The following is a 10,236-nucleotide window of genomic DNA, read 5'->3' on the forward strand; positions in this document are numbered from 1 at the left end:
CTGAAGATCCTGTTATAAATGATCATCTAGGGGATGCGTATTGGCAGGTTGGACGTAAACATGAAGCGCGGTTCCAATGGCGGCGTGCTCTTAGTTTTGAGCCAGAAGAAGAACAGGTCGAATTGATTCGAACCAAGATTGATAAAGGCATTGTTGCTGATAGATCTGAAAGTTAATGGGATAGATCAGTTTCGATGGAACAGATTGCCGAATTCGCCCCTGCAAAGATAAATTTGTCTTTGCAGGTAACTGGGCGACGAAATGATGGGTACCATCTTCTGAAAAGTTTGGTGGTATTCGCCAGTGTTGGTGATCGGTTGCTCTTCGAACCCGCGTCTGATTTTTCTCTTAAGGTCACGGGGCCTTTTGGTGGATACTTGGTTGGGGCCGCTGATAATCCGGAAGATAATCTTGTGCTCAAAACAGGTCGAAAGCTCCAGAAGCTTTTGGGTGTTGATAAGGCTGCAACCGTTACGCTTGAGAAAAATCTTCCTGTTGCATCCGGTATCGGCGGGGGCTCTGCAGATGCAGCGGCGACACTTAGAGGGCTTATGCGCTTATGGAGAATAGAGCCTGATCATATTACTGATTTGCATGATCTTGCTTTGCAAGTGGGGGCTGATGTTCCTGTTTGTCTTCAGGGAACGTGCTCTTGGATGGAAGGCGTTGGTGAGCTTGTAAAGCCAGGGCCTCAGCTACCCGATCTTTACTGTGTTCTTATAAATCCGGGATGCCCGGTCTCTACCCCACGCATATTCCGGACACTGAACGGTCAGTTCTCTCAAGCTTTACCGGGGCCGGGATCAGAATGCAGCATGTCAGATCTGCTTGGGTATCTGAATGACAGTGGCAATGATTTGGCCAAACCTGCCATGCAACTGGAGCCCGTAATTATAGAGAGCATCAGAGCGTTAAAAGATCGAACGGGATGTTTATTTGCGAGTATGTCTGGCAGTGGTGCAACGTGTTATGGCCTTTATGACAATCGGGATGCTGCTGAAAATGCAGCTGTTGAAATCGGGCAGACCAACAAGGAATGGTGGGTTCAGTTCGCAACCCTGTGCTAAGAGCGCCGATTATAAGAAAGCGGTGCTCTTTTGTTGGAAGAGAGCACCGCTTTTACGCTTGACGATTAGCCTTAATTATTGCTGAGCATTTTGTCGACAGCTTTGAGCTCGGCTAGGAGTTCCTGCGTCGGTTTTCCATCTACTTGTAACCCGGAAATTTCTTGAAACAGGCTGATTGCGGCGACTGCTTCATGATCAATGTCGCCGTCAATTCTGCCGGGATCAAAGTTCAAGCTTGCGAGTAGCCCTTCAATTTCTTTTAGCTGTTCGACGCGCATTCCATAGGGCGAGCTGGCATTTGGATTAGGTTCATCCGTGGCCTGAGTCGCTGTCGCTTGAGAGCTGGTATCATCGACAGGCATAATCGATTCATTGCCAATCAGAAAAACAGCGAGTACCCCGAGAAAGAGCACCGCGGCGACGGTAATCATTTTGGCCAAAGAGTACCCTTTTTTAGGGCGTGCAATCGCATCTTTGGATTCCGCGGATAATGATTTAGTTTTGTCTTTTACTTTTGCAGAGTCTTTCTTTGGTTTTGTGGCCTCAACTTTTTTGTCTGTACTTTTCTCCTGAAGCTTTTCAGATGGATTGGACCTCGTAACCGGCGCCTTTAGGGCGGACTTATTCGCACCTTCGCCTACCGGTTCAGATTTGTTTTTGTCCGTGACTCTTTTTGATGTTGCTGTAACTGTTTTTGCAACTGGCCCCGTTTTTTTGGGACTGCTCTCGGTTTTCTCTGATGATGATGTATCAGAAGAAGCGCTGGCTTTACTCACAGCTTTTTTGGTTGTTGTTTTTTTCGCAACAGTCTTTTTAGGTGTTGTTGAAGTACTCTTTTCTTCAGGTTTTGCCTTGGCAGAAGACTTTTTTGCAGCAGTTTTGCGCGTCGTCGGCTGGCGGGATTTGCGGCTGGTTGGCTTTTCGTCTTCAGACTTGAGCTTATCGTCGCTCATCAATTCCAGTTCCCTGTGTTTCTATATTTGGTGTTTTAGAGCAAGAATTGCCCCGGGTGGGTGCCTTAATTGGCGTATTTCGTTTGATTACCACTCATTATTTACACAAGGATAATCAATATCTGGGTTAGGGGTAAAGCATTCAGGTTTAAAAGAGGTAAATATCCTTGAAGAATACTAAAAAAAATAATTAAAAAAATGTGATAAAAATTGCTTTTAAGCCATTGACTTCCTCGGAAGTAACGCTATTTTCTCTCCCACATCTGATGGGACGTCGCCAAGTGGTAAGGCACCGCTTTTTGGTAGCGGCATTCGCAGGTTCGAATCCTGCCGTCCCAGCCAATGAGAGAGATCCCAAGATTATGTCTTGGGATCTTTTTCGTTTTATCCCGTAACTCAATAATGACCTGTAAATTAATTATGACGTGGCTTCATTGGGGTTTACGTTGAACCTGTTTATTCTCCCTAACTGTGTTAGTCTTCTCAAAAGTTATATTTCCAAAGAAACGATCCAAAGCGCTTATCGGAAAAGCAGTGATTGGAATCGTTTTTAGGTTTTTATAAAAATAAGAACAGGGATAGTTGGTCATGTCAGCAGATTTTCGAGTCGTACCTTTTGAAGGATTGCCTGATTATACCGAGGATGAAAGACGCCGACGTTCGCATGATTTCCATTGTTTGATGCAGAAGCGCCGAACAATTCGCGACTTTTCTTCGATACCAGTTGATCGAGCTATTATAGAAAATGCTGTGCGTACGGCAGGGCTGGCACCTTCTGGAGCAAATAGGCAGCCGTGGCATTTTGCTATTGTAAGCAACCCGGACATCAAAACGAAAATAAGGGAAGCTGCTGAGATCGAAGAAGAAGAGTTTTATGCCGGGAAAGCGGGGGAGGTTTGGTTAAAGGACCTTATTCCCTTGGGGACAGACCCGAAGAAGCCTTTTTTGGAGATCGCCCCTTATCTTATTGTCGTTTTTCAACAGAACTACGACATGGATCCCGATACAGGTGAGAAGATCAAACATTATTATATACAAGAATCCGTTGGACTGGCGTGTGGCTTTTTAATTACAGCATTGCACAACGCTGGTCTTGCAACACTGACGCATACGCCAAGCCCAATGGGTTTTTTAAGAGATTTGTTAGGGCGTCCCAAACATGAAAAACCCGTCATGATTATCGTTGCTGGCCACCCATCAAATTCAGCTTCAGTTCCTGAAGAGGCTTTAAACAAAAAAGCCCTGAGTGTTATCTCTACCTGGTTTGAGTGAACATTAACCCGCTGAATTAGGCAGCCAGTTCCTGCCTTACTTGCTGTGTAAAGTCGGACAGGTTTGTTATCTGGCTTCCGTCAGAGGTGAAGTTGCTTTCATTGAGCCAGCGGGAAAACGCCAGTTCCATGACAGGCCATTCAGTATCAAGGATTGAGAACCAAGCCGTATCTCTGTTCCTTCCCTTTACGATACCAGCTTGTCTAAAGGTCCCTTCGTAAGAAAATCCCAGACGTTTTGCGGCCAATTTTGAACCTTCGTTTAATGCGTTGCATTTCCATTCATATCGTCGATAGCCAAGATCAACAAAAACATGGCGCATCATGAGATACATGGCTTCTGTTGCCATAACAGTTCTTTGCAGGGCAGGTGAAAAGTTTATATGGCCAACTTCTATTGAGCCTGCTGCGGGTGTGATACGTAGATAGCTTGCAACACCGAGTGCCTTTTGTGTTTTTTTGTCGATGACAGCATAAAAAAGAGGATCAGTCTTTTCAGACATTTCTTCGACCCATTCTTGATAACTCTCAATCTGGGCAAAAGGTCCATAGGGAAGGTATGTCCATATCTCTCCTCCTTTGCTTCGTGAATTCGCGACGAAAAGATCTTTAGCGTGGTCTTGCGAGTTTAATTTTTCCAATTTGCAATATTGACCATCGAGCGCTTTAACGTTTGGATGTTGAGGCTCTGCCCAATTGGCTACGATTGGGCCAATTGGCTGGCCAAGAGAATTCTTACACATTTTATGTATCCGTATGGTGAGTTTACGCGTAGTTAGTCATAAAATGGGTCTGATTCGTAGGGCCATTTGTCTTATAATGATAGGGCCGCTTTGGTTGAGTTTTTTTCGACATGGTTAGTGAAAATTAATAGCTCTCTACGCGTGTCTTCTTTTGGATATCTTTCAGAGATTTTATGGACTCTATGATTGTCCGGCACGGCATGCTTTACTATACATCGCTGATATATTTTTATGAATAGGACAGATCATTGGCAGATAAAATTGATTTCAGTACCTGGTGGCATGAAGACCCGGGCGCAATTGGCTTTACACATGCCATGAAAATGGAGCTTCTGCACAGTGAGCAGAGCCAGTTCCAAAAGATTGAAATTTACGACCACAAGGATTTTGGTCGAATTCTTGTTTTGGATGATCTGATTCAAGCATCGGAAGCAGATGAATTTATCTATCATGAAATGGCTGTTCATGTTCCTGTCCTTGGCCGCAAGCGAGAGAACTTGCGTGCGTTGATCGTAGGCGGCGGTGATGGCGGCCTTCTCAGAGAGCTTTTGGTTCATAACAACATTGAAAAGGTTGTTATGGCAGAGATTGATCGGCGTGTTATTGAGCTTAGTAACGAATATCTGGCTATAAACGGCGATTATGACGATCCACGGGTTGAGCTGATTTGTGATGATGCGGCGCGTTACGTCATCGAAGCATTGGATAGAAAAGAACAGTTCGATCTTATCTTTATGGATATCACTGAACCAGTGGGTCCATCGGCTAGTTTATTTACCGAAGAATTTTTAGATAATCTGGTTGCCATTCTAAAAGACGATGGCGTCTGCATTGATTCGGATAGTATTTTTATTGGTAAAGACCGGATCAGGTTCTTGCAGGAAGCTTCCAGTGAAGAAGATCACAGCCTATTAGAGATTATGCGCAGTGGTCGTTTCTTTCCTCATCTGGATGTCTATCGTTCAATTGTTCCTATGTATCCGGGCGCAGAGTTTGGCTTTTTCCTTTATACCAAGGATGGCTTTGATTATTCTGATCCTTATATAAAACATGATGGTAAACACTATAATGCAGCTGTTCACAAGGCTGCCTTTGCTTTGCCGAACTGGTGGAAGAATGAACTCGGGTTTGGCAAAAAGAAGTGATGGCCAAAAGAGTTGATCATTGATCACGGGGGCTTGATCAGGGCGAACATTCATAATGGAAGTTCAGAATGGAAATTTATGTAGATGGGGATGCTTGTCCGGTAAAGGATGAGGTCGTGAAGGTTGCGGAACGGCATAACCTAAAGGTTCATATGGTTAGTAATACCTGGCTCAGATATGGTCGGCATCCTTTGGTTACGTCTGTGGTTGTTCCCGAAGAGCCTGATGCTGCAGATATCTGGATTGCCGAGAATATAAAGCAGGGAGATATCGCCATCACTGCTGATATTCCACTTGCGTCTCGCTGTGTGGCCGAAGGCGCGAAAGTTTTGGACCACAAAGGTAAAATTTTCACTGAAGATGCGATGGGTATGACCTTGGCGGTCAGGGATTTAATGACCAATTTACGTGAAAGTGGAGAAGTGAAAAGCTATTCGCCTGCCTTCACGAAGCAAGATCGATCTCGATTTTTGTCTTCCTTGGATCAGCTTATACATAAAAAATAATGATAAGACGGTGGTGTCGGATCTGTTGAGTGATATTCCTCATAAAAGTGATGTCTTCGATGCCTAGAATCTCATGGAAAACCTTTTTGCTTTGGCTAAGTGGGCTGGGAGTAGGCATTGCCGTTGTGTACGGAGCTGGGTACTGGGTTGGAATTCTCACCGCACGAGATTTATCGTTGGTTGGGCAAGAGAGGTTGTCTTTGTATCAAGGCACATTGCGGTCTGCCTTGGAAAAACACCGTTATCTCCCTTTTGTTCTTTCCAGAGATGAAGGAATTAAGAACTTACTGAGCGAAGATGATGGCAAAGAAGGCGTTGCAACTTTGGTCAATCGCTCGTTGAGAGCCACAAATCAAAAAGCAGAGTCAGATGTTCTTTATGTTTTGAATAGTGATGGGACCACTCTTGCTGCTTCTAACTGGTTGGAAGAGCGTTCTTTCGTGGGGCATAACTATGCCTTTCGACCGTATTATAAGGATGCCATAGAAGGTCGTGAGTCAGGTTTCTTCGCTGTTGGTGCGACGACAGGTGTTCCTGGTTACTTTATGTCCCACGCTGTTCAGGACAAAGCAGGGATTAAAGGAGTGATCGTTGCCAAGGTCGATATGAGGCCGCTGCAAGAGCAATGGCACAATGGCGGGGAGCATGTTTTTGTCACTGATAATAATGGTGTCATCTTTTTGTCCAGCCGAGATGAGTGGCGTTATCGGACTATTCTACCAATTGATGAAGCGGCTATGGCACGAATCAGGAGCAATCGTCAGTTTGGTGGTGCGGATTTGATGCCGCTTAATCTGCAACTTCACACACTTTTTAGTCGAAATGTTTTTGAAATTGACGGGCGACGATACCTTTCTTTGAAAAGGGATTCCGTAAAGCCCGGTTGGGTGATGCATTTTTTAATCCCACTGGAGCTTGTTGAGGAAAAGCAACAGACGGCTTGGGTTATCGGTTCTGTTTTGTTGATGCTGTTTTTTCTTGGGGGGCTTTTTCTGCGTGAACGTCGTCAAAAATTACGTTCAGCACAGCGGGCGCGGCAGGCGGATAGATTCCAGTCAATTAACAAAAAATTACAGCTGGAAATTGATGAACGAAAACGTACAGAAACGCAATTGCTGAAAACACAAGAAGATTTGGTTCAGACGGGCAAGCTTGCAGCTTTGGGGCAAATGTCCACAGCGATAGCGCATGAAATCAATCAGCCAATGGCGGCAATAAGAACTTTTGTTGCCAGTGCTCGTTTGTTGCTTGCCAAGGGAAAAAAAGACAGCGTGAAAGAGTCTTTAGCCGAAATATCTTCACTTACGGATCGTATGAGTAATATTACGGGAGAGCTGAATAGCTTTGCACAAAAAGCTCCTGTTGAGTACGACGTTGTCAATCTCAGAGAAGCCCTGAAAAATGCAATAAACCTGATGGAAACAGTTTGGAAACCGGATGAGATCGAACTCCATTTCCAGGATTTTGGCGCGCCTGTTTTTGTGAAGGGTGACCTTATTCGTTTGGAGCAAATTTTTGTGAACCTGTTTCGTAATGCTGCGGATGCCATGGGCGGACAAAGGGAGAAGAAAATTTTCGTTTGCCTTCGCCAGATAGATCAGTTCGCAATCGTTGTTGTCGAAGATAGTGGATCGGGTATTGATCCGAAGAATCTGGATCAAATTTTTGATCCCTTTTTCACGACAAAAGAGGTTGGCGAAGGTGTCGGACTAGGGTTGTCGATCAGTTACGGAATTATCAAAGATTTTGGCGGAAACATTCGAGTAGAAAACGCCGCAAAGTCCGGGGCCAGATTTGTTATTGAATTTACGGCTGTTTTGAACCGCGATGATTAGGTGCTCGTGCGCGGAAAGTTGCCGATCCGGAATTTGCTTATCGGCGAAAATTTGCCACTAAATTTTTATTTACCACTTAATATTGTTATTTTTCAATGTGTTGGTGGAATGCTTTGGTGGCATGTTTTTTGCCATATGTAGTGTGATATGTTTTTATCTCTACGATGCTTGTGTTAAAAATCCGCGAATGGATACTGGCCTTGTTCCGGTGAAATGAGTAACGTAGAGCCAAATATGCTCAAACACGTAATCTATGAAAATAATAAATGTCTTAGGGAGGCTCTTATGAAAATGATGAAAGCAATTAAAGGTGTTGCTGCTGCTGCAACAATCTGTAGTGCACTGTCCGCTGGTGCCGTAGCTCAAGCCGCGGAAGCTCGCGATTATCTTATGGCAACGGCCAGCACTGGCGGGACTTACTATCCTGTAGGTGTTGCGATTTCTACTCTTGTTAAAGTTAAATTGCAGCCAAAACAGAAAATTGGTCTCTCAGCAATTAACTCTGCTGGCTCAGGCGAGAATGTAAAACTACTCCGTGAAGACGAAGCGCAGTTTGCTATTCTTCAAGGGCTATACGGGTATTATGCCTGGAACGGTAAAGGTCCTGTAGAAAAAGACGGTCCACAAACTAAAATGCGTTCTGTCTCAATGCTATGGCAGAATGTGGAGCAGTTTACTGTACTTACCGAACACGCGAAGACAGGTACAGTTGCTGATCTCGCTGCTATGAAGGGCCAGAGCATGGCCTTGGGTAAAAAGAACTCAGGTACCATTGGATCAAATACTGTTTTGCTGAAAAACTTGGGCGTTGATGCCGAAGCTGATTACAGCTTGGTCCATGTCGGTTATGGTCCATCTGCTGATGCGTTGCAAAACGGACAGGTTGCCGGTATGGGAACCCCATCAGGTACGCCAACAGGTGCCGTGACCAAAGCTATGGCTGCAATGGGTGATAAAATCACACTATTGAACTTCACTGCCGAGCAAGCGAAACAAGCTGATGGTGGTTTCGGTCTTTGGACACCATTCACTATTGCTGCTGGTACTTATCCTGGACAGACAAAGGATATTACAACCATTGCTCAGCCAAACTTCCTGGCTGTGCGTGATGACGTAGATGAAGATGCTGTTTATCAGATCACAAAAACGATCTATGAAAATCTTCCTTTCCTTAACGCAATTCATAAAGCAACCAAAGCAATGAGCACCGATGCAGCTCTGGCTGGTCTGCCAGTGCCTCTGCACCCTGGTGCTGCGCGTTATTACAAAGAAATCGGTATGGATATTCCTGCAAACTTGATTGCGAAATAATCAACCGAAGTCGTAATATTTCAATGCTTTATCGGGCGCTCGACATGTCGGGCGCCCGTCTTATTACTACGCTTTTCTTTCGGGGAAATCATGTCACAAGAAACAAACGCACCAGAAGTTGAATTGGGCGAACACGAAGCGATTGTCCGTGGTGATGAGGGATGGATCGGAAAGGTCGTTTTTGGCCTTGGGGTGATCATTTCTCTGATGCATATCTACTTCAACGTCTTTGCCGTGATACCGGGGCTTTGGCAGAACTCATTGCACTTTGCCGGTTTCGTTCTTATGGGTGCCTTAATCTATCCTATGATCGGGAATGGCAAAAACAGGGGGCTTCTTGTTTTTGATGTGGCCTTGGGTCTCTTGGGAGCTTTTGCTGCGCTTTATATGATCTCTATGGAAGATGCCATCTATGAGCGTGGGGTTCGTTTAGAAGCGCCAGAATGGGTATTTGGAACATTATTAATTATTATCGCCATTGAATTCACCCGCCGGACGACGGGATGGATTATTCCAATTCTTATCGTACTGGCCCTGACTTATATCGGGTGGTGGGGTGCCCTTATTGACGGTGTGTTTAAATTCAAAGGCCTGAGCAACGAGACAATCCTTTTCAGAAGTGTTTATGGTGATGATGGGTTGTTTGGAAACATTGCCCGTATATCATCCACCTTTGTCTTTATGTTTATTCTCTTCGGTGCTTTTCTTGTGCGTTCTGGCGCTGGAGATTTTATTATTGATCTCGCACGTGTCGTTGCAGGAAAAACGGTTGGTGGACCCGGTTTGGTTGCTGTTTTTGCATCCGGCCTGACGGGCACAATTTCCGGCTCGGCTGTGGCCAATACCGCTTCGACAGGTGTGATAACCATTCCCTTGATGAAAAAGGCGGGCTTTCCTGCTCGTTTTGCAGGCGGAGTTGAAGCTGCTGCGTCAACAGGCGGACAATTGATGCCGCCTATTATGGGGGCAGGTGCCTTTGTGATGGCGAGTTATACACAGATTCCCTACACAACGATTATTGCAGTGTCTTTCCTTCCTGCGATTCTTTATTTTGCAACGGTTGCTTTTTTTGTGCGTATGGAAGCAAAACGCAGCAATGTACACGTTGTCGAGGTTGAAACGGAAAGTGCCTTAGAGGTTCTTAAAAGGGGTGGATTACCATTTCTTGTACCGATAACGGTCTTGATTGGTTTGTTGATCTATGGCTTTACCCCAACCTATGCAGCTGGCTTTTCAATTATCGGGGTCGTTGTGGCTTCGTGGTTAACCCCGAATAAAATGGGTTTGCGTGCAATTCTGGATGCTTTGGCTCTTGGAGCACGGAACATGGTCATGACGGGGATCTTGCTTTGTGCTGTTGGATTGATCGTTAATGTGATTGCCACGGCGGGCATTGGGAATACCT

At 45.1% G+C, this 10,236-nt stretch carries 9 protein-coding genes and 1 tRNA gene; 8 read left to right on the forward strand and 2 right to left on the reverse strand.

Annotated features, from left to right (window positions below; translation table 11 throughout):
- The first annotated feature begins 194 nt into the window (after positions 1 to 194).
- Complete coding sequence (locus Q0241_RS04445; protein WP_299373743.1) at positions 195 to 1,067, forward strand: 4-(cytidine 5'-diphospho)-2-C-methyl-D-erythritol kinase; 873 nt, start codon at positions 195 to 197, stop codon at positions 1,065 to 1,067.
- 71 nt (positions 1,068 to 1,138) lie between these two features.
- Here the strand turns inward: Q0241_RS04445 and Q0241_RS04450 are convergent, their stop codons facing one another.
- The gene (locus Q0241_RS04450) at positions 1,139 to 2,020 is read right to left on the reverse strand and encodes a peptidoglycan-binding domain-containing protein (RefSeq protein WP_299373746.1); all 882 of its coding nucleotides are present in this window, start codon (positions 2,018 to 2,020) and stop codon (positions 1,139 to 1,141) included.
- A 267-nt stretch (positions 2,021 to 2,287) separates the two neighbouring features.
- Between Q0241_RS04450 and Q0241_RS04455 the strand changes: the two genes are divergently transcribed.
- Positions 2,288 to 2,362, forward strand: a tRNA-Gln gene (locus Q0241_RS04455).
- A gap of 246 nt (positions 2,363 to 2,608) precedes the next feature.
- Positions 2,609 to 3,292 carry a nitroreductase family protein gene (locus Q0241_RS04460; protein ID WP_299373749.1) on the forward strand — a complete coding sequence of 228 codons (684 nt, stop codon included), beginning with the start codon at positions 2,609 to 2,611 and terminating at the stop codon, positions 3,290 to 3,292.
- Between the two features lie 16 nt (positions 3,293 to 3,308).
- Here the strand turns inward: Q0241_RS04460 and Q0241_RS04465 are convergent, their stop codons facing one another.
- The gene (locus Q0241_RS04465; RefSeq protein ID WP_299373752.1) at positions 3,309 to 4,034 is read right to left on the reverse strand and encodes a GNAT family protein; all 726 of its coding nucleotides are present in this window, start codon (positions 4,032 to 4,034) and stop codon (positions 3,309 to 3,311) included.
- 248 nt (positions 4,035 to 4,282) lie between these two features.
- On the opposite strand from Q0241_RS04465, the gene Q0241_RS04470 reads away from it, so the two are divergent.
- From Q0241_RS04470 to Q0241_RS04490, 5 genes are all read left to right on the forward strand, one after another.
- Positions 4,283 to 5,179: a fused MFS/spermidine synthase gene (locus tag Q0241_RS04470; RefSeq protein ID WP_299373755.1), complete on the forward strand. Its 897-nt coding sequence runs from the start codon at positions 4,283 to 4,285 to the stop codon at positions 5,177 to 5,179.
- Between the two features lie 68 nt (positions 5,180 to 5,247).
- The gene (locus Q0241_RS04475) at positions 5,248 to 5,685 is read left to right on the forward strand and encodes a YaiI/YqxD family protein (RefSeq protein WP_299373758.1); all 438 of its coding nucleotides are present in this window, start codon (positions 5,248 to 5,250) and stop codon (positions 5,683 to 5,685) included.
- A gap of 59 nt (positions 5,686 to 5,744) precedes the next feature.
- Positions 5,745 to 7,520, forward strand: coding sequence for an ATP-binding protein (locus Q0241_RS04480; RefSeq protein ID WP_299373761.1), 1,776 nt, complete (start codon positions 5,745 to 5,747; stop codon positions 7,518 to 7,520).
- Positions 7,521 to 7,805: 285 nt separating this feature from the next.
- On the forward strand, positions 7,806 to 8,831 hold the full coding sequence (locus Q0241_RS04485; protein ID WP_299373764.1) for a TAXI family TRAP transporter solute-binding subunit: 1,026 nt from the start codon (positions 7,806 to 7,808) through the stop codon (positions 8,829 to 8,831).
- 90 nt (positions 8,832 to 8,921) lie between these two features.
- On the forward strand, positions 8,922 to 10,236 hold a 1,315-nt coding region (locus tag Q0241_RS04490; RefSeq protein WP_299373767.1), incomplete at its 3' end, for a TRAP transporter fused permease subunit.

It is taken from the genome of uncultured Kiloniella sp., assembly GCF_937128705.1.
Classification (GTDB): Bacteria; Pseudomonadota; Alphaproteobacteria; order Kiloniellales; family Kiloniellaceae; genus Kiloniella.

What these genes read in the sequence shown, in the direction of transcription:
- Q0241_RS04445 (WP_299373743.1), top strand. Translation starts at nt 195, where the DNA reads ATGGAACAGATTGCCGAATTCGCCCCTGCAAAGATAAATTTGTCTTTG.
- Q0241_RS04465 (WP_299373752.1), bottom strand. Translation starts at nt 4,034, where the DNA reads ATGTGTAAGAATTCTCTTGGCCAGCCAATTGGCCCAATCGTAGCCAAT.
- Q0241_RS04480 (WP_299373761.1), top strand. Translation starts at nt 5,745, where the DNA reads ATGCCTAGAATCTCATGGAAAACCTTTTTGCTTTGGCTAAGTGGGCTG.
- Q0241_RS04460 (WP_299373749.1), top strand. Translation starts at nt 2,609, where the DNA reads ATGTCAGCAGATTTTCGAGTCGTACCTTTTGAAGGATTGCCTGATTAT.
- Q0241_RS04475 (WP_299373758.1), top strand. Translation starts at nt 5,248, where the DNA reads ATGGAAATTTATGTAGATGGGGATGCTTGTCCGGTAAAGGATGAGGTC.
- Q0241_RS04485 (WP_299373764.1), top strand. Translation starts at nt 7,806, where the DNA reads ATGAAAATGATGAAAGCAATTAAAGGTGTTGCTGCTGCTGCAACAATC.
- Q0241_RS04450 (WP_299373746.1), bottom strand. Translation starts at nt 2,020, where the DNA reads ATGAGCGACGATAAGCTCAAGTCTGAAGACGAAAAGCCAACCAGCCGC.